We start from the raw sequence: 25977 nt of genomic DNA, 5'->3' as shown, positions 1-25977 counted from the left end.
TTTAATAATTAGTCTAAAAAACAAACATGGACTTATGAGTAATATTCATGAATAGTTTTATCCTTTATAATGAGGTTGACTCCCCAATAAGAGATAAAGCAGATGATAAATAAAGAAAACTATAATGATCTTTATGCTTTTTTAATGGTGGCAAGAGAGGGTAGTTTTACTAAAGCCGCAGGGAAAATGGGAATTTCACAATCTGCGCTAAGCCATACGATTCGGGGTTTAGAAGAACGTTTGGGAATGTTACTCCTGACCAGAACTACACGTAGTGTTTCACCTACAGCAGCAGGCGAAAGGTTGAAACAAACGATTAGTGCTAGTTTTGACCAAATCGATAATGAATTATCCCTTTTAACTTCATTTCGAGACCAACCCGCTGGTACGGTTCGGATTAATGCTAGTAGCCATGCGATACGGGAAGTGCTGATTCCAAAACTTAAAAAGATTGCGGGTGATTACCCAGATGTGCAAGTTGAACTAACTGCCAATAGTGGGATGGTCGATATTGTGGCAGAGCGCTTTGATGCAGGCGTTCGTTTCGGAAGCCGCGTAGCTGATGGTATGATTGCAGTACGTATTAGTCCAGATGTCAAAATGGCGGTAATAGCAACACCAGCATACTTTGAACAATATGGAATTCCTAATACTCCTAAAGATTTGGTAAATTATCAATGTGTTGGCTATCGTTTAACCACCCAAGGCAGCGTGTATGCGTGGGAATTTGTGAAAGATGGTCAAGAGACAAAAATCAAAATTCAGGGGCAATGGATATTTAATGAAAGCTACGATATCGTCGAGGCGGTTAGAGCTGGATTTGGACTTGCTTATATTCCCGAAGATTTGATTCGAGAAGATTTAAAAGAAGGGACGCTGATTCAAGTTTTAGCAGAGTACAGTATCCAGTTTCCCGGATACCATTTGTACTATCCACATCGAAGACAACTTTCACCTGCATTACGATTGGTTATCGATGTACTACGTGAGTAGCATTTCGCCATGTGAGAAAAGCAGTAATTGCGCCTAATAGCAAAATAGTTGCGCTCATATAGAACGTGGCACTATAGCCATATGAGTCATATAATAATCCACCTATAGTTGCACCTAGAGTAATTGCAAATTGAATAATCGCAACCATCAAACCACCACCAATTTCGGCATCTTGATGTAGTGTTTGGGCAAGCCAGGTATTCCATGCAACAGGTGCCGACGTTCCAATAAAGCCCCATAAACCCATCAATATGGCAACAAACCATAAATGCCCACCACCTAGCACAAAAGCTCCAGCAATCAATGCCATGATGAATGGAATAAGAATCAGATAACGATAAACATGTTGGTGGAGGATTAAACTAATTACAAATGTACCCACTAAACCTGCTAAACCCAATATTAATAATAAAATGGATAGCATTGTCGCATCGACATGAGTAACGGTTTCTAGAAATGGGCGTAGATAGGTAAATAGCGCAAATTGGCCCATAAAGAGTAATAAAATTCCGGTCATCCCATAAAGTACAATTGGGCGTTTTAGTAAACCAAATGGATTTTTAGATTTCTCAACTGACAATATTGCAGGAAGAGAAGGCATACTTTTAAATTGCCAAATAAGTGCAACAATCGCGATGGGGACAATACAGAAAAAAGCACCACGCCAGCCAATAATTGAACCCAAAAAACTTCCTAATGGTGCTGCAATTGTGGTGGCTAGAGCATTTCCGCCATTTAATAAACCGAGTGCTTTAGGTGCTGAAAGCGGAGGAACGAGTCGCATGACAATTGATGTCGAGATTGCCCAAAAACCACCAATAACTACACCTAAGATTGCACGACCCAACATAAACAAAGCCGCAGAATGGGCAAATGTAATGACTATGCCAGAGACAATCATCAGTAGGGTGAGTAATAAAATGATATGACGTCGGTCCCATGCCTTAAATACACGACTAATAGACAGGCTAGTAATAACAGCAAAAATACCAGAAATTGAGATTGCTTGGCCCACTTGGCCTTCACTCATATTTAAATCTAAAGAGATGGGGGTGAGTAAACTTACGGGCATGAACTCAGATGCAATTAATACTGCGCAGCAGAGTGACATTACAAAGACGGCACCCCAAACAGGTGTTGAATGTTCATATGTGCTTTGCTCAATTTGATGAAAAGAAGGCATAAAAGTTCCAATCTCAAAACCATTGAATTTTCATAAATGAAATGAATAAAATCTGGTCGCAGAGCTTAACAGTAATGATTTGAGAGCATTAGACGCAGAATTACGAATAGAATTATGAGTTTTATGCATGAATTGTATTTAAAAAGCATACAGACTCGCTGCTAAAAACAGGCTATTTTTTTACACTTAGATTTGTTCTTATAGATAAAGATTATACAAAGTCATTTCTAAATAGATATGAGTCGTAATACGAGGAATTCATTGTGAATATTCAACAAAAAGATGATACAAAACACGGCAGCTTTAGCTTACTTGATGGTGAAACCATTGCAGGTGAAATGACTTATACATGGGCAGGCGAGAGCATGCTAATTATTGATGCTACAGATGTGAATGAAAATTATCGTGGACAAGGTGTAGGTCGCCAATTACTTGATGCCTTGGTGGCTTTTGTCCGTGAAAAAGACGTAAAGGTGATTCCACTTTGCCCATATGCAAAATCAGTTTTTGATAAAGACCCAAGCATTGGTGATGTACTTAGAAAGTAAGTAATAGATTAAAATCATTTAATAAAAATCGGGCCTTGGTGTCCGATTTTTTTATTGGTTTTATTATTCATCTTTGTTTTAGTGAATATGTTTTAAGCAGTTGTATTCAACTGATTTGAAGGTTTTCGATTGCCAAATCAAATTTATCAAACTTATAGAAAAGCTTATCTAATAAAAATAGTTTTAGACCAATTGGGAAAAAAATAAACTCGTTGCACAAATATTTAATAGCTGATGAAAGCTAAATATTTATAACGTTTTAATATTATTTTTTGGAATTTTCCTTGAACTGGCAGTATATCCATAGTGTGTTGCCGCAATTTTTCTCTGCAACTTTGACCACGCTGAAAATTTCAATTATCAGCATTATTTTGGCAATTATTGTAGGGTTAATTTGCAGCATTTTAATCACATATCGCGTGCGGGTGCTAAATAGAATTGCCCAGTTCTATATTGAGTTATCTCGAAATACCCCTTTATTAATTCAACTATTCTTTTTGTATTACGGTTTGCCAAAGCTGGGTATCAAAATTGATGGTTTTGCCTGTGGTGTGATCGGACTAACCTTTTTAGGCGGAAGCTATATGGCTGAAGCTTTCCGAGCGGGTTTGCAGTCTATTGCAAAAGGGCAGATTGACTCAGCAAAAAGTATTGGTCTGCAACCGATTCAAATTTTTAGATATGTCATTTTTCCTCAAGCACTGGCTATTTCAATTCCGGCAATAGGGGCAAATTGCCTATTTCTAATTAAAGAAAGTTCTGTGGTCAGTGCCATTGCTGTTGTTGAGCTGCTTTTTGTCACCAAAGACTTAATTGGCATGGACTATAAAACCACCGAAGCTTTGTTCTTACTCATTATGGCTTATCTGATTATTTTATTACCCGTGTCTATTTTAACCAGCTATCTGGAGCACAGAAGTCGGAAGGTGAGCCATGGAACTTGATTATCTATTTCAAGCGAGTCACCTCGAACGTTTAATGTGGGGACTTTGGGCAACTGCAAAAATTGCTTTTATTTCGGTCTTTTTCTCTGCAATTTTCGGCACAGTGTTCGGCGTCATTATGACTTCTAAGAACATAGTGGTTAAAGCATTGTGCCGTCTGTATTTAGAAGCCATTCGAATCATTCCAATTTTAGTTTTGCTGTTTGTTTTTTATTTCGGCTTTGCGACATGGTTTAACTGGCAGTTTTCAGCAATGTGGGTATGCGTTGTTGTATTTGTTTTATGGGGTACGGCAGAAATGGGTGATTTGGTTCGTGCAGCTATTACTTCAATTGATCAGCATCAACGCGATTCAGCTTATGCGCTCGGACTTACCCATGTTCAAGCTTTGATCTACGTCATTTTCCCGCAAAGTCTAAAACGAGTAACGCCAGGTGCGATTAATTTATTTACTCGAATGGTGAAAACCAGCTCTTTGGCAGTCCTGATTGGTGTGGTTGAGGTGATTAAAGTTGGTCAGCAAATTATTGAAAATTCGCTGTTAACCGTGCCGAGTGCTTCTCTTTGGATTTATGGTTTTATTTTTATTTTGTATTTTCTGATTTGCTATCCCTTATCGCGTTTGGCGGCACATTTAGAAAAGGTCTGGGAGTAATTATGCCTTTGTTATCGATACAACAATTACAGAAATCATTTGCACAAAGTCATATTTTACAGGGCATTGATCTGGATGTAGAACAAGGAGAGGTGGTTGTTATTTTAGGCCCATCAGGCTGCGGTAAAAGTACTTTATTGCGCTGTATTAATGGCTTAGAACCGATTCAGGGTGGTGAAATCCGTTTAACAGGCTCAGGTGTGCTTGGTAAAGATGTGGACTGGACTAACGCTCGTCAAAAAATTGGCATGGTTTTTCAGAACTATGAGCTATTTGGGCATATGAATGTTATTGACAACATTTTGCTTGGGCCACTCAAAGTACAAAAACGCCACCGTGATGAAGCAGAACAAGTAGCAGATGAATTGTTAAAGCGAGTTGGACTGTTTGAGCGAAAACTTGATTATCCACGACAGCTTTCAGGCGGACAAAAACAGCGTATTGCCATTGTTCGTTCACTGGTCATGCAACCTAAAGTCATTTTGCTTGATGAAATTACCGCTGCACTTGATCCAGAAATGGTTAGGGAAGTACTCGATGTGGTACTCAAGTTAGCGAATGAAGGAATGACTATGTTGATTGTGACACATGAGATGTCCTTTGCCCGTAAGGTTGCCGACCGCATTATTTTTATGGATAAGGGCAAGATTATTGAACAGGCTTCACCAGAAGAATTTTTTGAACAGCCGAAAACAGAACGAGCGAAAGCCTTCTTAAATATTTTGTCGTACTAAATTTTTATTATTTGAATCATGAGGAAGTGAATGTTTAAACGTAATTCAATAAAAATATTAAGCAGTCTTGCCGTTGCTGGGGTGTTGTTAACTGCATGTAGTAAAACGCCATCAACTGAACAGGCAAGTAATGCTCAAGCAGACCATTCTTTAGAACAAGTCAAAAAAAATGGAGTTCTAAGAGTTGCCGTTTTTGCCGATGATCCGCCGTTTGGTTATGTAGACAGTGCAGGTAATAATCAGGGCTTTGATGTGGCTTTAGCAAAACGCGTGACTAAAGATTTGCTCGGTGATGAAAAGAAAGTTGAGTTTATTGTGACTGAAGCTTCAAATCGGGTGGAGTTTTTAAAATCAAACCGTGCCGATGTCGTGTTCGCGACATTTACGGTAACGCCAGAACGTAAGGAAGTTGTCGATTTTGCCGAACCTTATTTAAAAGGTGCTTTTGGTCTAGTCTCACCTAAAGCCAAACCGATTACAGATATTGCCCAATTAGAAGGTAAGACATTAATAGTAAATAAAGGCACAAGTTCAGATACCTACTTTACCAAGCATTATCCAAAAGTGAATTTACTGAAGTTTGAAAGAAATTCAGATGCCTTTAAAGCCTTAACCGATGGTCGTGGTGACGCAATTTCACAAGATAGTACTTATGCATTAGCGTGGGCCGCGAAGAACCCAAGTTATGTAGCAGGTATTCAGTCTATTGGTGATCAAGAGTTTATTGCACCAGCAGTTAAAAAGGGCAATACCCAATTATTGAATTGGCTTAATACTGAAATTAAGCAGCTCAGAACAAGTGGTGAAATTAATAAAATTTATGATGAAACCTTGAAACCAATTTACGGTGACTCGGTCAATCCGAATGTGTTTTTAGATGTAGGCCAATAATTTTCGATATCGCTAAGCAGTGTCTGAAAGTAGGCGCTGCGATTTTAAATAAGACTTTTACAAGAACGATAGGGTGAAATAATGACAACATTAACATTTCAAAACGTGAAGCATATTTTAGCTGCGTCTTTACTGAGTTTAGGTTTAGTTGCATGTGACAAAGGAACTCAGTCTACTGAAAAAACAGCAGATACTACACAAACTGTGTCGAGTATTGAACAGATCAAAAAGAATGGCGTGGTAAGAATTGGGGTATTTAGTGATAAACCGCCGTTTGGATATTTAGATGCTCAAGGTAAAAATCAGGGTTTTGATGTAGAGATTGCCAAGCATGTTGCTAAAGATCTGCTGGGTGATGAAAACAAAGTTGAGTTTGTTTTAACTGAAGCGGCTAACCGTGTCGAATACTTAAAAGCCAATAAAGTGGATATTATTTTTGCCAACTTTACCGTTACACCAGAACGTAAGGAAGTAGTCGATTTTGCTAAGCCTTACCTAAAAGTGGCGCTAGGTGTGGTTTCTCCTAAAAGTCATCCGATTACCGATGTTGATCAACTTAAAGATAAAACTTTATTGGTAAACAAAGGTACAACAGCTGATTCATTCTTCACCAAGACTCATCCTGAAATTAAGCTACAAAAGTATGAGCAAAACACTGAAACTTTTGATGCTTTAAAAGATGGTCGTGGCGCTGCGCTTGCACATGATAACTTGCTGGTTTTAGCTTGGGCTAAAGAAAATCCAAATTACACTGTTGGCATTACCAATTTAGGTGAGCAGGACTTAATTGCACCAGCAGTGAAAAAGGGTGATAAAGAATTATTGGACTGGTTGAACCAAGATTTAGAGAAACTGGCGAAAGAAGGCGTGATTCATCAGGCTTATGAAAAAACGTTAAAACCAGTGTATGGCGATACCATTAATCCAAAAGATTTATTGGTTGAATAATTCTAATAAAGAGGAATCTAGATAGGATTTGCTCGAGCTAAGATTCATCTACAGCCTGCCCATAATTTATAAAGATAATGTTTTTGTAATATTTTTTATAGATGGAAACAGTGGTCAGGTTCTGTAGATGAGAAAGTTTTTTGGTTACTTTTTTCAAAAAAAGTAACAGTATTAGCTGCTTGCTTTAGAGGTTAAAAGGTAGGATTTCATCGTGCTAACTCCTTGATTATATATTACTTTAACTTAAATAAAGTTGGCTCTGCTGCTAGTTTATCTGCCAAATATTGAATCAATACACTTAATTTAGGCGGGACATGCCTTGTGGGTGGATAAAGTAACCACAGCCCACCACTGTAATAGGTTTTAAAATACCAATCTGGTAAAACCTGAACTAAGGTACCTTGTTGTAGAGCATGGCGTGCAACGAAGTAAGGTAAGCTCGCAATACCTAAATGCTGTAATGCCGCACTCAAACGCACACCTGTATGGTTTGCTGCATAACGCCCACGCACAGCCACACTGATCGATTTATTTCCTTGTTGAAATTTCCATTTTGAGTCACTGGCTTGTTCGCCCAAGTAAATACATTCATGCTGCTTTAAATCATGAGGGTGGTTCGGAGTGCCATGCTTTGCCAAATATTCAGGCGTAGCACAAACCAAGTGATCAATATCAATCAGCTTTCGACCCATAAGGCCACCCGGTGGTTGCTCTGTAATTCGAAGTGCTAAATCTACTCCATCATCAATCAGGTCTACATAGCGATCTTCTAAAAGCATTTGTATATCAATTTTCGGGTAGCGTTCTAAAAACTCGGGTAAATGCGGATGAATCATAAAATGCCCCACAGCTTTCGGAACACTCATACGAATAATACCTTCGGGTTCGACATGAAATTGGCCTGAACTTTCCATGACCGCTTGCGCAGCATTCACCATATCTAAACAACGTTGATAGACTTGTTGTCCACTTTCACTTAAACGAAGTTTCCGTGTAGTCCGATAGAGTAAGCGGGTACCTAAAGCACGTTCTAAACGGGCAATCGCGCGGCTCACAGCAGAAGGTGTTGTACCAAGCTGGCGTGCAGTTTCAGAAAAGCTTTCCGACTCGACAACCTTAACGAAAGTCGCCATTTCATTTAATAGAACCAGACTTTGATTTGTGCTCATGAGGCAAAAGTTATTTGGATTTTGATTGGATTATCGCGTCTAAAAAATCGCAATACAATCTTTTAGGTGATTTTCAGGAAACTAAATTGTTATGTGGCAGTTGTATGGACATGAGTTTTTAACGCTAGCTCTTATTCATTTTATGGCGGTGATTTTACCGGGACCAGATTTTGTGATTACGGTAAGACAAAGTGTACGTTATGGCTACTTAATTGGATGTCTAACCGCAATTGGTATTGGTGTCGGAATTTCAGTCCATGTGTTTTATACACTGGTTGGTATTGGCTTTTTGATTCAACAAAGTGAATGGCTGATGTCACTTATCAGAACAGCAGGGGCAGCTTACTTAGTGTATTTAGGATGGCAGTGTTTACGTAGCCAGCCGAATACCAATATTGAGATTAATGGCCAAGCAGACAGTGACACGCCGAGTTTATTTAAAGCGTTTACCATGGGTTTTCTTACCAATGCGTTAAACCCAAAAGCCACTATCTTTTTTCTGGCAATTTTTACGACGATTGTAAGTACGGCCACACCGATGAAAGTTCAGGTTTTTTATGGGGTATGGATGTGTATGGTCAATGCCATCTGGTTTATGGTAGTGAGTGTGCTGTTTGCTCAGCCTATTGTACGTAAAAGGTTTTTGGAGTTCGGGGTTTATTTTGAGCGGGTGATGGGAGTTTTATTAATTGGGATTGCATTGAGATTGATTTGGGGCTTGTTTTTTTAATTGTCGTGAGTATTTAATGGGGATGCAGAAGTACGATTTTAGATTGTATATATAGTTTTTACAGCGTTCATACCAGTATTTGCTCGTGCTAAATGTCATCCACAGCCTGCCCATAATTTATAAAGATAATGTATTTGCAATATTTTTTGAAAAATAAAAACAGAGAACAGGTTCTGTGGATGAGAAAGTTTTTGGTTACTTTTAAAAAAGTAACAGAATTAGCTACTTTCTTTGGAGATAAAACGGTAAGACTCCGCCGTGATAATTACTTTAAATTGTCTAGAGTATTAATGACTCTTAGCTCGAGCCGAAGGCTAATTCAGAAATTGAATTTAAGATAATAAGACTCCGCTGTGATAGCTACTTTGACTTGTTCCTATATATGAAGTTGTGATCAATAAGGTCCAGTAAATAATTTATAAAAAAGACCGCTCGAAAGCAGTCTCTTCTAGTCTAGAAATAGATTTAATTGCTACGCCTATTACGCGTCAGTTGATGTAACACTGACACCAATAAATCAATTTCTTCAGTCGTATTATAAAAAGCCAAAGACGGACGCACGGTCTGTTCTACACCAAAACGACGTAAAATTGGCTGTGCACAGTGATGGCCAGAACGTACGGCAATACCATGTTGATTTAACGCTTTACCGACTTGTTCAGTTGAATAGCCTTGTAAGGTAAAGGACATAACACTGGCTTTGTGATGCGCCGTTCCGATCAAACGTAAACCTGACACACTGCTCAGTGCATTTTGACCATATTCGAGTAGATCATGTTCATAGCGAGCAATGTTATGAATGCCTAGACTTTCGACATATTCAAGCGCAGCACCTAAACCAACAGCATCGGCAATGTTTCCAGTTCCAGCTTCAAACTTGTTTGGTGCAGGTTGGTAAACTACTTGTTCGAAGGTCACATCCTGAATCATGTTACCGCCGCCTTCCCAAACAGGCATGCTTTCTAGCAACTCTGGTTTTGCATAGACCGCGCCAATACCCGTTGGACCAAACACTTTATGTCCAGAAAACACAAAAAAGTCCGCATCGAGAGCTTGTACATCGGTAGGGATGTGCGAAACAGATTGAGCACCATCAACTAAAACACGTACACCTTTGGCATGCGCAATTTTAATGACTTCAGCAACAGGTGTGACTGTTCCTAATGCATTCGAAACTTGAGTAATCGACAGCAGTTTAGTGCGCTCATTAATCAGTTTTGGCAACTCTTCTAAAATAATCTGGCCCGTGTCATCCACAGGAATGACTCTTAATTTTGCTCCAGTCTTTTTAGTGAGTTGATACCAAGGCACAATATTGGCATGGTGTTCCAAGTGAGAAACAATAATTTCATCACCCTCACCAATATTTTGCTCACCCCATGTTTTTGCAATCAGGTTAATGCCTTCGGTTGTTCCTCGAACAAAGATAATTTCTTTAGAAGAGGGTGCACCAATAAATCGGGCAACTACATTTCTTGCATGTTCATAGGCATCGGTTGCACGAGCCGCTAACTCATGGGCAGCACGGTGAATATTTGAATTTTCATGCTGATAAAAATAAGCAATTCGATCAATCACGCGCTGCGGTTTTTGTGTGGTCGCAGCATTATCCAACCAGACTAGAGGACGACCATTTACGCGTTCCTGTAAAATTGGGAAATCGCGACGTATAGCATGTACATCGAGTGGTTGAGCACTACTTGCTACAAAGGTAGGTTGCGATGGTTGATAGTGACTATAACTTTGTCCACTTTGAGGCAAGTCTAAAAAATAAAATGCAGAGCTTGCCGAACTTTGGGGAGGCGTGTTCGTTGCAAAACGATCTTCAGTTAGCAATGATTTCAGCTGGTCACCATGTGGCAATTGAAAAGACTGTGCAACCGAATAATTATCTTCAACACCTTTAACAGATGGCTCTGCTGCATTTGGAGCAGAAAAATCATTTAAAAAATAATAAGGTGATTCACCTGCACCAGTAGGTAAGTTTGGTTCAATGCGTGGCACATTGGGTTCACTATGAGCAGCTTGTGGTAAATGTGGCTCAAATGGTGGGCGTGGCAAATTAGCTCCACCAACCACAGGCGCAGACGCTACAATTCGACGTTCAGGGTAGTCTGGCAAATTTGGAATATGCTCAGGAAATTCTGGATTGAGACTTTTCTGGAACGCGATATTGGGCGCACGACCACTGAGTGCAGAAAATGGTTCACCCGGTTGCGGTGGGTGAGGTGGCGCTCCGACAGGTAAGTCCAAGTTAAGGCCCGATGGAGAAGCTGAACTGCTTGAGCTTGGTAATGCTGAAAAAAACTCATTAGCAAGTCGAGCAATAGTGGACTCATCAGGGAAGTTGGCTGGTGGGTTAACACCAGTCACTTCAGGCCCCGTTGGACTACCTTGCAGATTACTTGTAGTTAACTGGGTAGTCATGATATTTGTCCACCTCCACATCATCTAATACTGCCAACGCATCATCAGTGAGTACTGCAAGTGAGCAATATAACGAGATTAGATACGACGCAATCGCGTTACGGTTAATTCCCATAAAGCGTACTGAAAGCCCTGGTGACTGTTCACCAGCAAGACCTGGTTGGAACAAACCAACAATTCCTTGACGCTTTTCACCAACACGAAGCAGCAAGATTTTAGTTTTGCCATCTTCTACAGGAATTTTATTTGATGGAATGAGTGGAATACCACGCCATGTAATGAATTGCGAACCAAATAAGCTAACCGTTGGCGGTGGTACACCACGGCGTGTACATTCACGTCCAAATGCTGCAATCGCATCAGGGTGTGCTAGGAAAAATCCCGGTTCTTTCCAGACTTTACGTAGCAAATCATCAAGATCATCTGGAGTAGGTGGGCCATTTAAAGTCGAAATACGTTGGTCATCTGTCACACTTGCCAGTAAACCGTATTCAGGGTTATTGATAAGCTCACTTTCTTGACGTTCTTTAATGGTTTCAATGGTTAAACGGAGCTGTTCTTTAATTTGGTCGTGTGGGCTGCTGTAAAGGTCAGCAACACGTGTATGTACATCTAAAACAGTAGATACACCATTTAAAAAGTATTCGCGTGGCTCTGGGTCATAATCGACAAAAGTTTGAGGTAAAGTTGCTTCATCACGTTGTGTGCAAGCGACTTGAATATCATCGGTATTACTTACACGGTTTAAGCGGTAGATACCTGCTTCAACAGGAAGCCATTGAAGTAAGTGAGTCAGCCATCTGGGAGTAATTGTAGAAAGTTGGGGAGCAGTTTTGGTTGCATTGGCCAGTTGACGGGCTGCGTGGTCCCCCAGCGCAAGTTGGGCTTTGTCAGTATTTTTCGCCATGAATCATTTTTCCTTATTACAGTGGCTTGGTTATAAAATGTTAAATTTTTAAATTATCGTGTTAACAGATTAGAATTAAATATTCGATTTTCAAAATATGAATAAGGTATAAATAAATGAACACAGTTCACTTATTATGAATAAGCATATGTTTATGAAAATTTAATATAAATAAGTAATAAACTGATTTATATATACCAAATTCATATTTTTAATATATTGGTTAAAACTCTTATATATAAAATTGTGAATACGATTTATTTAAATTCTGGATTTTTTTGATAAGCCTCCAGTGGTGACTGTAAAATCTGGCTTCCTGCAGGAATACTATGTGTAAGCCAGACATTTCCCCCAATAATGGACCCTCGACCAATCGTAATACGACCTAAAATAGTGGCACCTGCATAGATCACCACGTCATCTTCAACAATTGGATGGCGTGTATAGTCTTTTTTCAAACCACCATCATCATTGGTTTCAAATCGTTTTGCTCCAAGGGTCACTGCCTGATAAATACGAACACGTTCCCCAATAACGCTAGTTTCACCAATTACTACACCTGTACCATGATCGATGAAGAATCCTTTACCGATTTTTGCACCCGGATGAATATCAATACCAGTTGCAGAATGCGCCAACTCGGAAATAATGCGAGACAATAAAGGCACTTGGGCATACAGTTGATGCGCTATTCGATGATGAATAATCGCAAATATGCCCGGATAGCAAAGTAATACCTCATCCACACTATGCGCCGCCGGATCGCCTTCATAAGCAGCACGCACATCGCCGTCTAAAAGACGTCGTATAGAGGGCAAGGTGTTGGCAAAATCCTGCACAATATTTTGAGCAAGTTCGTCTGGTTGTTGGACTGTGTTCGAATGACTCAAATGACGTTTTGCTTCATAATTTAAAGCCAGTTGTACTTGAGCATGTAAGGCTGTGAGTACCCGATTTAAAGTATAGGCAATATAAGAATCTTCAGTTTCTTGACGTAAGTCAGCAGGGCCTAAACGCATTGGAAATAAAATTCCGCACAGGTCATCTAAAATGGCTTTTAACGCTTCTTTAGATGGAAGTTCACGGCCCCCAAATTCTTTGGTTCTGTGTTGCTGCTGGCGCCAGTCATGCCTTGCTTGTTGTAAACCTTGTACAACAGCATTAATGTTCCATTGAGTCACAAGCTTTCCTTGATTCACTGAAAATTGATTAAAATATTAGTCTTGTTGCCAAGGAAGTTGATGGATGCGCCAGCCATTTTTTTGATTACGCTGTTGCTGATCATTTAGATCGCCTTCGAAGCCTTCAAGAACGTTATAAATATGCTCAAAACCAGCATTAAATGCGGCCTCGGCAGCTTGTGCTGAACGGTTGCCACTACGGCATAACAAAAGAATGGTTTTGTCTTTGCCAACTTTTGATTCGAGTTCTTTTAAAAAGCGTGGATTACGGTTAAACGATGTGCCTGTTGCCCAAGCGACATGAACACTTTCAGGAACATAACCTACAAATTTACGTTCTTCATTGGTACGCACATCAACTAAAACAGCTTCGCCTTGCTGTACGAGCTGCCATGCATCAGTAGGTGATAAACTGCCACTAAAATTAAGTTCATGGTCTTGTGCGTATTGCTGTGCTTTACTAAGAATAGTGTCTTTTGACAAAGATGTATTAGAACTCGAAGAGATAAAACCAGATGGGTTTTCTGTATTTAATTTGGCATTCATTTAAATAATTCCTTATCTTCGATTCAGATTGTTATTGTTCAATTTACGCGTTTTTAAATATAAGCAAAAATAAGTAATATCTATTTATATATATTTTTTTAATAAATAAGCAAGCTAAATATTTTATATAAAACAGTATTAATTAATCTTATAAAGTTCTTCTAATAATATGTTTAATGGATTTTAACATTTGGTAAAAACCATATGGATTATAATAATCCATATGGTTTTAAACATTAAGCAAATCCACCATTTACTCGAATGACTTGTGAATTTACCCACCGTCCATCTGGGCCAGCTAGCATGGCAACTACACTGGCAATTTCTTCAGGTGTTCCGATTCTTTCCAAGGGAGCGAGTTTTGCAATTGCTGCCACTTGCTCATCACTTTTTCCATTATAAAAAAGGTCTGTTCCTGTCGGGCCAGGCGCAACAGCATTTACAGTAATATTTCGGCCGCGTAACTCATTTGCTAATACATGTACTAAGCCTTCTACACCCGCTTTCGAGGCAATATAGGGACCATATGCCGGAAAAGATTTAGCAATTACACTGGTTGAAAGCGTAATAATTCGGCCACCATCTGGAACTGTTTCGGCTGCATGCGCCAATATTAAAAATGCACCACGTAAATTGGTATGAATTACTTTATCGAAATCTGGCACACCTTCAGGTGTAATTTTTGCCATAGGCATAATGCCAGCACTATGAACCACAACGTCTAATTGACCGTTAATGGCTTTAGCTTCTTGAAATAAACGACTCACCTCATGTTCATTTGCAACGTCTGCTTGAATAGCAGAGGCTTGGCCACCTTGCTCAATAATGTGCTCTACAGTGGCTTGGGCATGCACTTTATTGCCCGCATAGTTAACAATCACATGAAAACCATCTTGAGCTAAACGTTCTGCAATAGCACGGCCAATACCACGTGATGCGCCAGTAACCAGAGCTGTTTTTCTTGAAATATTCATTTTTAGATTGCCTGTTTGAGTAAGTATGGCTTATTTTAATAATATAGAAATATGGGATAAATCTTTATAATTGGATAAGATAATTCCATATACATTAATAATGGATAGGGTTAAAAGCGAGCACTATGGATAAATTTGATACCTTGCAACTTTTTACCCGCATAGTAGAGCTGGGTAGTTTTAGTCAGGCAGCCGATCAGCTAAATATCCCACGTGCTACTGCAAGTAATGCCATTAAGGAGTTAGAGAGTAATTTACAGTGCCGTTTGCTAGAACGGACGACTCGGCATGTAAGACCATCACTAGATGGACAGGCATTTTATGAACGTTGCACACAAATATTATCGGAACTTGATGATGCCGAATCATCTTTACGGAATGTAGTTGCACAGCCTCGTGGTTTATTACGTGTCGATTTATCAGGCGCACATGCGACTAAAATTGTTTTACCCAATATCGACCAATTTCACGAGTTATATCCCGACATTGAACTTGTAATTAGTACGGGTGATCGTTTGGTTGATCTGATTCGGGAAGGGATAGACTGTGTGGTGAGAGCAGGACGTTTGGATGATTCCACTTTAATTGCCAGACATTTGGTCGATATGCCGCAAGTCATTTGTGCAAGTCCTGACTATTTAAATAAACATGGAACGCCTCTGCAACCAGAGGATTTGTTATCACATTATTGTGTCAATTTTTTCTCGACATCAGGCGGGCGAAATTATCCATTTGAATTAATGGTGAATGGCAAGAAACAAGATTATTTTTTGAAAAGCTGGATCGCGGTAAATGATGCTGAAAACTATGTATTATCTGCTTTACGTGGGGCAGGTTTAATTCAGGTCCCGCGCTATCATGTGGCGAATGAACTAAAAGACGGGCAACTGGTTGAGGTTTTATCTGCGTGGCAAATCCCGAAGATGTCAGTTTCTGCTTTATATCCGCAGCATCGGCAGCTCTCGCCACGCGTACGAGTTTTTGTCGCTTGGCTGAGTGAGTTATATACAGGCTATTTTTCAAAATAACGATAGCGTATAACGTTTAGGTGGAATGCTCTCTAGCACATATAAAATTTTGGTGAATATGTGATTGAATTACCCAATGCAAATGATTGGATTGTTAGAAATTCTGACCCTAATAGTCTCGAACGAATTGAAGCCTTTTTTACCGATCATGCTTATGAGTCACATCGCCACGATACTTTTGCCATTGGTCGAACATTAACAGGTGTTCAAAGCTTTCATTACCGTGGAGAGATGAAACATAGCCAGCCGGGTATGACGATGGTTTTACATCCTGATGAAAAACATGATGGAGAGTCAGGTAGTCGAGATGGTTTTAGATATCGGATGGTGTACGTAGAACCTGCAACCCTACAGGAAATTATGAAAGGTAAACCTTTACCATTTTTTGAAAATGGCTTGAGTCAGGATCCCCGTTTATTTAAAGCAACTGATGTTTTATTACAGGGAATGGATCAACATATTGATCCTTTAGAAAAACAAGATGCTTTATATGATCTGGCAACCACACTGTACGAAATTTCTGGTAATAATCAGCGCACCTCACATTCTTATGACTATGTCGCAGCAGAGCGCGCTAGAGAATTTATACATGCCTCTTTATATGAAAATATCTCTTTAGATGATATTGAAAAAAATGTGGGACGAGACCGCTGGAGTCTTTCACGCGATTTTCGACTACTGTTTGGTACAAGTCCACATCGATATATGACCATGCGTAGGCTGGAAGTTGTGAAGTCCTGTTTGATGTATGGAGAGTCTTTAACTCAAGCTTCATTGATTGCAGGATTTTTTGATCAAAGCCATATGACACGTCATTTTCTAAAAGCATTTGGATTGACTCCAGCCCGATGGCGGATGATCAATAAGCTCTCTTCTTAAACAAAAGCCAGCCTGTTTAGGCTGACATAGACTTTAACTTAAATTAGGCTCATGCCTTTCAAAAAATCATAAAACATAAATATGCCAGAAACGATTAGCATCATTCCCATGACTTTGTTTATACGATTAAACCAGATTTTATTTTTAATTTTTTTACCTAACACTGCACCTGCCCAAGAATAAAGACAGGGCGCGCCAGCTGCACCCAGTGAAATGAGCAATGATACTAAGAATATTTGAACGCCAATGATATGTGCTGTCGGGTACATAATGGTTGTAACAGGCAGAATCACTAAAATTCCTTTTGGGTTTAAAGCTTGTATCCAGAAACCATTCCAGAATGAAAGTGCCTGAACTTCAGTGGCTTCGTCACTAATATCAATATCTGACTTTAGCATTTGATATGAAAGGTAAAACGTATAACACGCGCCAAACAAAGCAATATAGTGCAAGGCATTTTGTGGAATGATCGCGGCACCGATATATCCAAAAATCATGAATAACATCAGCATTGCACAACCGACACCTATAAAAAAATAAATTGTTCTTTTGAATTGTCCGGTTAGCCCAGCGTTTAGTCCCATAAAATTTACAGGACCAGGGCTATACATCACACTCAAGGTATAAAAAAAGATTTCCATAACGTATCTGCTGAAACAAAAACAACCCAGCATAGTGACTCGCAAATTTATGGTCTTGTACGTTTGTGATGGCTCCTGCACAAACGTACAAGACGAGAAAAATCTAAATGAGTCATGATGAGCGAGTTAAAGTTATGATTCAGGAAAGAGGTTTATGTTTGACACAAAAATTGCGCTGATTGTCCGTAATGATCTTGCGACGTGGCAGAGATTAAATGTGGTGGCTTTTTTGGCAACGGGGATTGCCTCTGCTGTACCTGAAATGTTGGGGAAACCTTATATCGATGCGAATGGCTATGAGTATGGCAACATGTTAGGGCAGCCGATGTTGGTATTTGAGGGGGACTTATCTGGTCTACAAAAAGCACATCGGAAAGCAATTGAGCAAGATTTAACGATAATTCCCTATGTACATGCCATGTTTTCTACAGGAAATGATGAGGATAATCGGGCGGTTTTTTTAGCTGACGATGCGAATCAACTAAATTTGGTCGGAGTGGCGTTAAGAGGACCTAAAAAGGCAGTTGATAAAGCAATTAAAGGACTTTCTTTACATCAATAAGATTTTTATTGGAAGAATGATAAAACCCACTTTTTGAGCAAAAGTGGGTTTTATTTAAAAATGATGATTAAACTTTATCTTGAGTCTTGGTCTCAAAATCACTCGCATCATGGCGTTCATGCAACTGTGTAGCTAAATCACCAAAAGTACGGTTGACCATACGACCACGTTGAACCGCAGGGCGCGCTAAAATCGCATCTGCCCAGCGCTGAACATTTTTATATTGATCGACACCTAAAAACTCCGCGCCGTTATACACCCAGTTTTTAACAAGACCACCATACCAAGGAAACGCCGCAATATCAGCGATGCTATATTCAGAACCAGCCAAATATTCATGCTTTGCTAGATGCTGATCTAACACATCAAGTAAGCGTTTTGTTTCCAAGGCAAAGCGGTTAACCGCATATTCAACTTTAATGGGTGCATAAGCATAAAAATGCCCAAAACCACCACCTAAGTATGGCGCGCTACCCATTTGCCAGAATAACCAATTAAGGCATTCAGTACGTGCAGCAATATCAGTTGGAATGAAAGCTTTAAACTTTTCAGCCAAGTAAAGCAAAATTGAGCCAGATTCAAACACTCTTAATGGTGGGTTTTGGCTATGGTCAACTAATGCTGGAATTTTAGAGTTGGGATTAATTTCGACAAAGCCACTGCCAAATTGCTGTCCTTCACCAATTTTAATCAGCCATGCATCATATTCAGCATCTTGATGACCTAATGCTAAAAGCTCTTCTAGCAAAATAGTGACTTTTTGACCATTAGGCGTTGCTAAAGAATAGAGCTGGAGCGGATGTTTCCCTACTGGAAGTGTATGCTCGTAACGCGCACCTGAGGTAGGTTGGTTTAAATCGGTTTTCTCTCCAGTCCATTGCCAAACTTGTGGAGGAATATAGTTTGAATCGCTCATTTTTTATCTCATGTTTGGTGTAAATATAAGGATTTATTTATGTCGCAAGGCAAGCCATTTTTGTACGGTCGGTCGTTGCCATTGCTGTAATGCATAGTTTTTTAAACGTTCTGGTACAACATCACCATTTTGAATAAGGCGTTGCAGCATCAGGGCAAGTTCAGCATCCACAATGCTCCATGAACCAAAAAGAAATTCGGCATCAGACGCAAGAAGTTTTTCTGCAACAAAGAAAAGTTTCTCCGCAGCTTTTTTGCCTTCTTCTGAAAGTGGAGTGGACTTGGGCTGAATAAAAATAACATCGGTTGGTCGTTCAGTTCTTAGTGCAATTAAGTCTGATCGGAGCCATGCCTGAATTTGTCTTGCTCTTGCGCGTGCTTGAATATCTTTTGGATAAATAGATGTGTTTGGATAAAGCTCTTCAAGATATTCCAAAATGGCAGATGATTCTGATAAGGCAAAATCATTATGCTCAAGTACAGGCACTTTGGCAGTTAATGACTTTGCTACATAAGATTTTTCAAACTGGCCTTGCTGGCCTAAGTTGATGGTCGCTATTTCAAATGGAATTTGTTTTTCATGTAGCCCTACAAAAACTGTAAACGCGTAGGGGCTTAGAAATTGTGAATCTGTGTACAGCTTAAAATGTTCATTATTCATTGTTATTGTCCATGTCATAAAACAATCGGATCTAGTCTAAGTGAGCTGATCCAAGATTGGGTAGCTTTTTTGTGGAAAAGCTTTATCGGTTTTTGAATTAAGCCATTTCAGTGTTCTACGTTAGGGCTTAATGTGCTGAAAATGTTGACGAACAATGTTCAGCCATGCCTGTACGGCTGGTGAGACAGGAAGATTCTTTTTCCAAGCCATGACTAAGTGCCACTGAATATTTGGTTTTTCGAGTGGTACCGCTGCAAATAAACTAGGGTCAAGCATGTCGGTATAATACTGTGGGAGAAGCGCAATCCCCATACGTTGTAGCACCATATCTGCCAAGAGGTGCCATTGGCTGGTACGGCAAGCAATGGTTGGATAAAAACCATGCTGTTTACAGGCATCGAGAATAATACTGTTTAAAGAGAAATTTTCAGGAAACATTAAAAATGATTGGTGTTGTAGCTCTTCTAGATTTATTTTTTTGCGGGTTGCCCAACTCGCATCCCGACGTAAAAGAACCATTAAGGGGTAGTTACATAGCTCAATGCTATTAAAGATTTGCGTATCAAAAGGCTGCAATAAAACGCCAACATCTAACTCGTTATTAAGCAAAGCTTGTTCAATACCACGTGAACCCACTTCCATAAAAGCTAATTCAATAGCTGGCAATTGTTGATGATAATCAAATAGAGCAGTCGTTAAGAGCTGTGAGCCTAAAGGCGGAACGCCAAGTTTTAAAGTTCCTGTTTTTAATTGTTGGTAGTTTTCTATCTCAAGAAAGATGTTCTGTTCTGCTTGAAGAAGCTCAATCGCATGTTGATAAATCCGCTCTCCAATTTCAGTTAATTCAATTTGTCTTTTACGGCCATGATCAGGTTTAACCAAAAGCTGTACCTGAAGTTGCTCTTCAAGCTGCTGTAATATTTTACTAATGGTGGGCTGAGTCAGATACAACTCTTCAGCAGTACGGGTAAAACTTTTAGTTTTGACCAATGTAACGAAGCACTGTAATGATTTTAGTGAAAGCATAATAAAGAATAGATTATTCCATTTTGGAATGATATTAACATGAATAATTCATATTTAGCAGCTTTAACCAAGATAGCATAATGGTGTAGTTAACCATTTAATTTCGCAAAATGAGTACTGAATCTGCTTCTGGCACACCCACACAACCTTCACTTTTAGTTTTAGTTAAACAAATTTTGATTTTGGCTGGATTTTGGTGGGTCGGATATCTCTTACATCAAAAACTTGGTGTACCTGTCTCAGCAGGCATTTTAGGTATGTTTTTATTGCTTTTATGCCTGTTCTTTAAAATTATCAAAATGGATCAGGTGGCAATGGGAGCAACTGTTGTTTTAGGTGAACTGTTACTGTTTTTTGTGCCCGTTGTAGTCGCTGTAGTGCAGTATAAAACCTTGTTTATGACCGAAGGATGGCAAATTGTCTTGAGCATTGCGGTTGGGACCATTTCGGTCATGCTCAGTACATGCCTGACGATCCACTATTACAATCGTTTGAAAGCTTATTTACAGGCCCGAAAACGTCTTCAACATAAGCATATCTAAAGAGCAAACGACATGAATATTTGGTCAATTCTTTGTCTGATCTGGACCTTGGCAGCCTATGTTGTGGCAAAGCGGATCTATCAGAAAAATCCGAAACTTTGGTTATCACCAGCAATTAGTGTGCCTGTACTCACCATCATTTTGATGACGATTTTTGGAATTTCATATCAAACTTACGCAGAAGATACGCAGTGGATTGTTAATTTATTAGGGCCTGCAACGGTTGCGTTTGCTGTACCGATTTATCGCTATCGGGAAACGATTCGAAAAAACCTTGGGGTCCTTTCGATTGCGATTATTGTGGGGATGAGTGTAGGTGTGATGTCTGCCTATGAAATGGCACAGTGGTTCCACTTTAGCCCTGAAGTCACCAATAGTTTGATGGCACGTTCTATTTCCACACCATTTGCCATGATTTTAGCGGAAGATATTCACGGTTCGGCAGCTTTGGTTTCACTATTTACCGTTATTACTGGTTTGGTCGGTATGATTTGCGGCGATGCGATTTTAGCGATTACTAAAATCCGTTCTAATGTGGCAAATGGGGCAGCCTTTGGCAATGCAGCCCACGGTTTTGGTACAGTTAGAGCCCAACAGCGTAATAGCGAAGAAGGTGTAATTGCCAGTTTGACCATGGTTATTGCTGGTATTTTAATGGTACTGATTGGACCATTTGCGATTCATCTATGGTTGCTGTTGTAGATTTTATCTAACTTGATTTGTCATGTTGTTGAATAATTCTTGATAATTTTTTTATGGCTTGCCTCATCAGTTCGGGTTCAAAATCGCCTAAGCCAACAATTAACCCCGAACGTTGTTGCTCTTTTGAAAATGTCGGTGAAATTGCTTTAATGGCAATGCCTGCATCGACTGCTGAGCTTGCAACGTCAATGTCATTAATATGATGAGCAAGCCATAACACCATATGCATGCCTTGATCGCCCGGCTGTAACCAAGCCAGTTCTTGAGGTATGTATTTTTCAATCAAGCCAATAATGTATTCACGGACTTCCGCATAGACATTCCGAGTCCGTCGGATATGCCGCTCTAAATAACCCTCTTGAATAAAAGCAGCTAAAACATGCTGGTCGGCAGCAGGTGGGTGTCGATCAATTAAGACTCTAAGCCCACAAAAAGGTGCCACCAATTCTTTAGGCAACACGGCATAGCCAAGTCTAAGTGATGGAAATAGGACTTTACTGAAAGTCCCAAGATAAATGACTTGATCGGGTGCCATGCCTTGCAAAGATGGGAAGGGCTGACCGTTGTAACGAAGTTCACTGTCATAATCATCTTCAATGATCCATGCATTTTGCTGTTTTGCCCAAGCCAATAAAGCTGTGCGTCTTGCTAGGCTCATTGGCATGCCAAGTGGATATTGGTGAGACGGTGTCACGAAGGCAGCACGTGCATTTTTCGAAAGTCTAATTCCGGTTTCAACTTGAATACCTTCTTCATCGACAGGAACACGCACCATCCGAATGTTTTGTACAGCATGTTCAAAAATGGCTGTTGTACCCCGATAAGCTGGATCTTCAATCCAAACTTCATCTTTTGCTTCAAATAAAATCTGGCTACAAATATAAAGTGACTGTTGAATACCGGGTGTAATCACAATTTGGTCAGGTTCGCAGTGGACAGAGCGTGATCGGCGTACATAGTCTGCTATAGCAATTCTTAGTGATAGTACACCTTGAGGTTCACCATAACCCGAAGGAGCACCTGCACCTCTTGATCTAAATTTATTACCAAACTTACGCCAGATGTCGCTCGGTTGGGTGCGGGCAATGGGAACAGACACTGCAAAAGGGGCATGAGGAAGCGGTTTAAACTCTTTAAGCACTTGGGCATAGGAGAGTGCCGACTTCGTCAAAGGGATTGAGTTAGGTGTGGTCTCTTTTTGAGAATGTTGCGGTGTAGTTTTTTTAGCTAAAGCATGAGACACATAGGTGCCCGTTCGTGCTTGAGAGTCAAACACACCTTCGGCTAAAAGCTGATCGTAAGCTTCGATAATCGTTCCGCGAGCGACCCCAAGTGTTAGAGCCAATTCACGTGAAGAAGGCAACGGATCGCCAGGCTGTAAATCACCACTTTGTACAGCTTCACGCAAAGCTTGGGTTAGTTGAGCACTTATCTTTCCTTGGCTTTTATCAATCTTTGCAATAGACGGAAGTTCAACAACTTTTGCCATTCTTGCCATAATTCTGGTCTACTTAAAAAAATACAAAGTGGTTCTTTTTAATAAACCACAGAAACCAGAAAATTTACAACACAAAATATAAATAATCCTGATATTTACAGTGAGGTTTTGAGCCATGTATATCCCCGATGATTATGCAGAAAACCGTTTGGATGTATTGCATTCTCTTATTACCGAACATCCGTTTGGTGTGCTTTTTAGTCATGGAAGTAATGGCTTAGATGCAAATCATCTTCCATTCGAATTACAGGCAAGCGAAGGGGGATTGGGTGTACTACGTGCGCATGTGTCTAGAGTTAATCCAGTCTGGCAGGACATTAAAAATGGAGATGAGGTGTTGGTCGTGTTTCAAGCGGGCGATGCTTATATTTCACCAAACTGGTACCCATCCAAACATGAACAGCACAGACAAGTGCCGACATGGAACTATAGGGTTGTGCATGCTTATGGCAAAGTAACCATTCGAGATGATGAACGTTACGTCCGTGATGTTGTGGCTCGTTTAACTCGTACCCATGAAACATCTCAACCTGAACCATGGAAAATGTCCGATGCACCAAAGGACTATCTTGAACCGATGTTAAAAGCCATTGTAGGTATTGAGATTGAAATTACCAGGCTGCAAGGCAAATCAAAACTTGGGCAAAACAAAGAACGTCGAGACATTTTGGGCGCGGCAGATGGCCTATCGAAATCTGGTCATCAAACCATAGCAGACGCTATGTATAGTGTGGCTGAGTTAAATAAATAATTTTGAAAATATAAAACTTTAATATCAATTGAGGAGACAAAGATGTCTTTTACTACACCTGTTGAGTTGGTAGGTGAGCACGTTATTTTAAAGCCCTTAGACTTAACTCAAGCTGAATTACTGGCGGAGGCTGTTTGTGATGGGGAACTCTATAATCTTTGGTATACCCGTGTGCCAAGACCTGAACATATGACTGCTGAAATTGAAAGACGTCTCGGTTTGCAAAATTCTGGTTCTATGTTGCCTTTTTATATTGAAGACCGAAAAACAGGTCGGGCGTTAGGTATGACAACTTTAATGCATATTGAAGAAGCCCATCGCCGTGTAGAAATTGGGTCGACGTGGTACCGTAAGTCTGCACAGCGTTCGCCTGTAAATACCGAGTGTAAAAAGCTATTGTTGGCTCATGCATTTGAGACTTTAAACTGTATTGCGGTTGAGTTACGCACATCTTCTTTAAATGTTCAAAGTCAAACTGCAATTCTGCGTTTGGGAGCAAAGCTTGATGGTGTGCTGAGAAGCCATCAAATTGTGAAAGATGATATTTTGCGAGACACCCATGTTTATAGCATTTTAAAACATGAATGGCCTGCGGTTCACCAAAATCTGGAATGGATGTTGAATAAACCGCGTTAGGAATGATTTAAATAAGCTGCTTTTCTCTTTTTTGGCTTAACCAAAAAAGAGAAACCCCTGCAATAACCAACCACGGTACTAAAGCAATATTCATTGCTTCCCAGCCAAATAAATCGAGTAAAGCACCTGCGCTAAAAGAACAAATTAAACCGACAACAAAAACAGTCATGTCGTTAATGGCTTGAGCCTTGGCTTTTTCAGCCGCTGTATACGTTCCGGTAAGCAAAGACGTGCTACCAATAAATAAAAAGTTCCAACCCACACCTAATAAAATGAGTGAGATTGCAAAAGATGCGAACTGAATACCCGAGAGGGAAAAACCAATATAGCAAGCAAATAATATAAGACCGGCAAACATGATTTTAAGCACACCAAATCGGGCGATTAAATGTCCAGTAAAGAATGAAGGTAGGAACATACCAAGCACATGAAGCTGAATGACGGTTGTAATCGTGCCTAGTTCATGATGTGAATGTCGCATGGCTATGGGTGTTGCGGTCATACCTAAAATCATGATGCCGTAGCCTGTTACGGCACCAAACAAAGCAACTAAATAGGTAGGCTGAAAAACAATCTTTTGCCATGGGCGACCAGCAGTAAAATCAGATTTTTGCTCAACTGTATTGGCAATATGTAGGCTAGATAAAATGCCCATTGCCACAAGTGAAATGATACTAATAATTAAAAATGAACCGATATATTCTAAATGTTGAAATAATGGGCCACCAAAGCGCGCCAAAGTCGGACCAATCAGTGCGGCAACAATTCCACCTGCCATAACCCAAGAGATAGCACGTGAACGGAATGCATCATCTGCTACTTCACTGGCAGCAAAACGATAAAACTGGGCAAAGGATTGATATGCGCCAATACATAACGTGCCTAAGGCTAAGAGAATAAGTGAACTATAAAAGATACCAATGGCGGCAATAATACCGCCAATTACACCTAAAAAAGCGCCGAAAAGAAAACCCTTACGCCGTCCCACATGTGCCATCAACATTGATGCAGGGAACATCATTAAGGCTGTACCCAAAAACATAGATGCGATGGGTAAAGTTGCAAGTATCGGTGTATTAGAAATATTTGCCCCAGCCAAACCACCAATCGTCATGACCATGATCGATACGGTTTGGTAAAGTGACTGAGAACTCGCCAAAATAAGAACTTGGCGATGCATCGTATTTTGAAGCATGAGAGCCTTTAATTATATGTGTTAATCGATGAGTTTGGGTGCTGAGTTTTTATATAAGAAGAAAGTATCAACAGCTCAGCTTGAAAATGTTGAGGTGTTCTTGGTGGTAGT

29 protein-coding genes are annotated in these 25977 nt (G+C 39.9%); 15 read left to right on the top strand and 14 right to left on the bottom strand.

Annotated elements, in window-relative coordinates; translation table 11 throughout:
- The first annotated feature begins 102 nt into the window (after nucleotides 1–102).
- Nucleotides 103–993 (top strand): LysR family transcriptional regulator, encoded by an 891-nt coding sequence (locus tag K6I41_RS11275; protein WP_250374317.1) that lies wholly within the window; start codon nucleotides 103–105, stop codon nucleotides 991–993.
- Here the strand turns inward: K6I41_RS11275 and K6I41_RS11270 are convergent.
- Nucleotides 971–2176, bottom strand: coding sequence for an MFS transporter (locus tag K6I41_RS11270; protein WP_250374316.1), 1206 nt, complete (start codon nucleotides 2174–2176; stop codon nucleotides 971–973). The genes K6I41_RS11275 and K6I41_RS11270 overlap by 23 nt on opposite strands.
- Before the next feature lie 263 nt (nucleotides 2177–2439).
- Here K6I41_RS11270 and K6I41_RS11265 point away from each other — a divergent pair, with 263 nt between their 5' ends.
- A complete protein-coding gene (locus tag K6I41_RS11265; RefSeq protein WP_039253462.1) occupies nucleotides 2440–2724 on the top strand; it encodes a GNAT family N-acetyltransferase in 285 nt (94 codons plus the stop codon).
- A 106-nt stretch (nucleotides 2725–2830) separates the two neighbouring features.
- Here the strand turns inward: K6I41_RS11265 and K6I41_RS11260 are convergent, their stop codons facing one another.
- Nucleotides 2831–2944: a hypothetical protein gene (locus K6I41_RS11260; RefSeq protein WP_014206469.1), complete on the bottom strand. Its 114-nt coding sequence runs from the start codon at nucleotides 2942–2944 to the stop codon at nucleotides 2831–2833.
- Nucleotides 2945–3008: 64 nt separating this feature from the next.
- Here K6I41_RS11260 and K6I41_RS11255 point away from each other — a divergent pair, with 64 nt between their 5' ends.
- The 5 genes from K6I41_RS11255 to K6I41_RS11235 all read left to right on the top strand — a co-directional run bounded on the left by K6I41_RS11255 (nucleotide 3009) and on the right by K6I41_RS11235 (nucleotide 6896).
- Nucleotides 3009–3668 (top strand): amino acid ABC transporter permease, encoded by a 660-nt coding sequence (locus tag K6I41_RS11255; RefSeq protein WP_250374315.1) that lies wholly within the window; start codon nucleotides 3009–3011, stop codon nucleotides 3666–3668.
- Entirely contained in the window at nucleotides 3658–4323 is a 666-nt protein-coding gene (locus K6I41_RS11250; protein ID WP_000418066.1) for an amino acid ABC transporter permease, read from the top strand. Before K6I41_RS11255 ends, K6I41_RS11250 begins: the two co-directional genes overlap by 11 nt.
- Nucleotides 4324–4325: 2 nt before the next feature.
- Nucleotides 4326–5057 (top strand): amino acid ABC transporter ATP-binding protein, encoded by a 732-nt coding sequence (locus K6I41_RS11245; protein ID WP_001130360.1) that lies wholly within the window; start codon nucleotides 4326–4328, stop codon nucleotides 5055–5057.
- Nucleotides 5058–5087: 30 nt separating this feature from the next.
- Complete coding sequence (locus K6I41_RS11240; protein ID WP_250374314.1) at nucleotides 5088–5948, top strand: transporter substrate-binding domain-containing protein; 861 nt, start codon at nucleotides 5088–5090, stop codon at nucleotides 5946–5948.
- Nucleotides 5949–6029: 81 nt separating this feature from the next.
- Nucleotides 6030–6896 (top strand): cysteine ABC transporter substrate-binding protein, encoded by an 867-nt coding sequence (locus K6I41_RS11235; RefSeq protein WP_250374313.1) that lies wholly within the window; start codon nucleotides 6030–6032, stop codon nucleotides 6894–6896.
- Nucleotides 6897–7129: 233 nt separating this feature from the next.
- Here K6I41_RS11235 and K6I41_RS11225 read toward each other — a convergent pair whose 3' ends face one another.
- Entirely contained in the window at nucleotides 7130–8065 is a 936-nt protein-coding gene (locus tag K6I41_RS11225) for a LysR family transcriptional regulator (protein WP_031960362.1), read from the bottom strand.
- A 91-nt stretch (nucleotides 8066–8156) separates the two neighbouring features.
- Between K6I41_RS11225 and K6I41_RS11220 the strand changes: the two genes are divergently transcribed.
- Nucleotides 8157–8795, top strand: coding sequence for a LysE family translocator (locus K6I41_RS11220; RefSeq protein ID WP_250374311.1), 639 nt, complete (start codon nucleotides 8157–8159; stop codon nucleotides 8793–8795).
- A gap of 465 nt (nucleotides 8796–9260) precedes the next feature.
- Here the strand turns inward: K6I41_RS11220 and K6I41_RS11210 are convergent, their stop codons facing one another.
- The 5 genes from K6I41_RS11210 to K6I41_RS11190 form a co-directional block, all read right to left on the bottom strand.
- The gene (locus K6I41_RS11210) at nucleotides 9261–11222 is read right to left on the bottom strand and encodes a family 2A encapsulin nanocompartment cargo protein cysteine desulfurase (RefSeq protein WP_250374310.1); all 1962 of its coding nucleotides are present in this window, start codon (nucleotides 11220–11222) and stop codon (nucleotides 9261–9263) included.
- The gene (locus K6I41_RS11205) at nucleotides 11197–12129 is read right to left on the bottom strand and encodes a family 2A encapsulin nanocompartment shell protein (RefSeq protein WP_005304322.1); all 933 of its coding nucleotides are present in this window, start codon (nucleotides 12127–12129) and stop codon (nucleotides 11197–11199) included. The genes K6I41_RS11210 and K6I41_RS11205 overlap by 26 nt, the downstream gene beginning before the upstream one ends.
- 257 nt (nucleotides 12130–12386) lie before the next feature.
- Nucleotides 12387–13328, bottom strand: a complete 942-nt coding sequence (epsC, locus tag K6I41_RS11200) for a serine O-acetyltransferase EpsC (protein WP_075382795.1) — start codon at nucleotides 13326–13328, stop codon at nucleotides 12387–12389.
- An 18-nt stretch (nucleotides 13329–13346) separates the two neighbouring features.
- A complete protein-coding gene (locus K6I41_RS11195) occupies nucleotides 13347–13856 on the bottom strand; it encodes a rhodanese-like domain-containing protein (RefSeq protein WP_005304325.1) in 510 nt (169 codons plus the stop codon).
- A 236-nt stretch (nucleotides 13857–14092) separates the two neighbouring features.
- The gene (locus K6I41_RS11190) at nucleotides 14093–14830 is read right to left on the bottom strand and encodes an SDR family oxidoreductase (RefSeq protein ID WP_250374309.1); all 738 of its coding nucleotides are present in this window, start codon (nucleotides 14828–14830) and stop codon (nucleotides 14093–14095) included.
- Nucleotides 14831–14955: 125 nt separating this feature from the next.
- Between K6I41_RS11190 and K6I41_RS11185 the strand changes: the two genes are divergently transcribed.
- Nucleotides 14956–15858, top strand: coding sequence for a LysR family transcriptional regulator (locus K6I41_RS11185; RefSeq protein WP_250374308.1), 903 nt, complete (start codon nucleotides 14956–14958; stop codon nucleotides 15856–15858).
- Nucleotides 15859–15918: 60 nt separating this feature from the next.
- Complete coding sequence (locus tag K6I41_RS11180; RefSeq protein WP_004793004.1) at nucleotides 15919–16737, top strand: AraC family transcriptional regulator; 819 nt, start codon at nucleotides 15919–15921, stop codon at nucleotides 16735–16737.
- A 38-nt stretch (nucleotides 16738–16775) separates the two neighbouring features.
- On the opposite strand, the gene K6I41_RS11175 is transcribed toward K6I41_RS11180, so the two are convergent.
- A complete protein-coding gene (locus K6I41_RS11175) occupies nucleotides 16776–17378 on the bottom strand; it encodes a LysE family translocator (protein WP_013198191.1) in 603 nt (200 codons plus the stop codon).
- A 154-nt stretch (nucleotides 17379–17532) separates the two neighbouring features.
- Here K6I41_RS11175 and K6I41_RS11170 point away from each other — a divergent pair, with 154 nt between their 5' ends.
- Nucleotides 17533–17940, top strand: a complete 408-nt coding sequence (locus K6I41_RS11170) for a DUF2000 domain-containing protein (RefSeq protein ID WP_004793001.1) — start codon at nucleotides 17533–17535, stop codon at nucleotides 17938–17940.
- Nucleotides 17941–18007: 67 nt separating this feature from the next.
- On the opposite strand, the gene yghU is transcribed toward K6I41_RS11170, so the two are convergent.
- From yghU to K6I41_RS11155, 3 genes are all read right to left on the bottom strand, one after another.
- Nucleotides 18008–18856: a glutathione-dependent disulfide-bond oxidoreductase gene (yghU, locus tag K6I41_RS11165; protein ID WP_013198190.1), complete on the bottom strand. Its 849-nt coding sequence runs from the start codon at nucleotides 18854–18856 to the stop codon at nucleotides 18008–18010.
- Nucleotides 18857–18889: 33 nt separating this feature from the next.
- On the bottom strand, nucleotides 18890–19516 hold the full coding sequence (gene yfcF, locus K6I41_RS11160) for a glutathione transferase (RefSeq protein WP_250374307.1): 627 nt from the start codon (nucleotides 19514–19516) through the stop codon (nucleotides 18890–18892).
- Nucleotides 19517–19636: 120 nt separating this feature from the next.
- A complete protein-coding gene (locus K6I41_RS11155; RefSeq protein WP_250374306.1) occupies nucleotides 19637–20542 on the bottom strand; it encodes a LysR family transcriptional regulator in 906 nt (301 codons plus the stop codon).
- Nucleotides 20543–20652: 110 nt separating this feature from the next.
- Between K6I41_RS11155 and K6I41_RS11150 the strand changes: the two genes are divergently transcribed.
- Nucleotides 20653–21084 carry a CidA/LrgA family protein gene (locus K6I41_RS11150; protein ID WP_005069824.1) on the top strand — a complete coding sequence of 144 codons (432 nt, stop codon included), beginning with the start codon at nucleotides 20653–20655 and terminating at the stop codon, nucleotides 21082–21084.
- Nucleotides 21085–21096: 12 nt separating this feature from the next.
- Nucleotides 21097–21786, top strand: coding sequence for an LrgB family protein (locus tag K6I41_RS11145; protein ID WP_002157453.1), 690 nt, complete (start codon nucleotides 21097–21099; stop codon nucleotides 21784–21786).
- 7 nt (nucleotides 21787–21793) lie between these two features.
- On the opposite strand, the gene pdxR is transcribed toward K6I41_RS11145, so the two are convergent.
- Nucleotides 21794–23284 carry a MocR-like pyridoxine biosynthesis transcription factor PdxR gene (pdxR, locus tag K6I41_RS11140; RefSeq protein WP_250374305.1) on the bottom strand — a complete coding sequence of 497 codons (1491 nt, stop codon included), beginning with the start codon at nucleotides 23282–23284 and terminating at the stop codon, nucleotides 21794–21796.
- 115 nt (nucleotides 23285–23399) lie between these two features.
- On the opposite strand from pdxR, the gene K6I41_RS11135 reads away from it, so the two are divergent.
- Both K6I41_RS11135 and K6I41_RS11130 read left to right on the top strand, forming a co-directional pair.
- The gene (locus K6I41_RS11135; protein ID WP_250374304.1) at nucleotides 23400–24035 is read left to right on the top strand and encodes an FMN-binding negative transcriptional regulator; all 636 of its coding nucleotides are present in this window, start codon (nucleotides 23400–23402) and stop codon (nucleotides 24033–24035) included.
- 42 nt (nucleotides 24036–24077) lie between these two features.
- Entirely contained in the window at nucleotides 24078–24671 is a 594-nt protein-coding gene (locus K6I41_RS11130) for a GNAT family N-acetyltransferase (RefSeq protein ID WP_005304360.1), read from the top strand.
- 7 nt (nucleotides 24672–24678) lie between these two features.
- Here the strand turns inward: K6I41_RS11130 and K6I41_RS11125 are convergent, their stop codons facing one another.
- The gene (locus K6I41_RS11125) at nucleotides 24679–25866 is read right to left on the bottom strand and encodes an MFS transporter (RefSeq protein ID WP_151987843.1); all 1188 of its coding nucleotides are present in this window, start codon (nucleotides 25864–25866) and stop codon (nucleotides 24679–24681) included.
- Between the last annotated feature and the right edge of the window lie 111 nt (nucleotides 25867–25977).

The organism is Acinetobacter sp. AS23, assembly GCF_023612055.1.
Taxonomy (GTDB): Bacteria; Pseudomonadota; Gammaproteobacteria; order Pseudomonadales; family Moraxellaceae; genus Acinetobacter; species Acinetobacter oleivorans.
The sequence above is the reverse complement of the archived record's forward strand: the minus strand, read 5'-3'. Positions and strand labels throughout refer to the sequence as shown.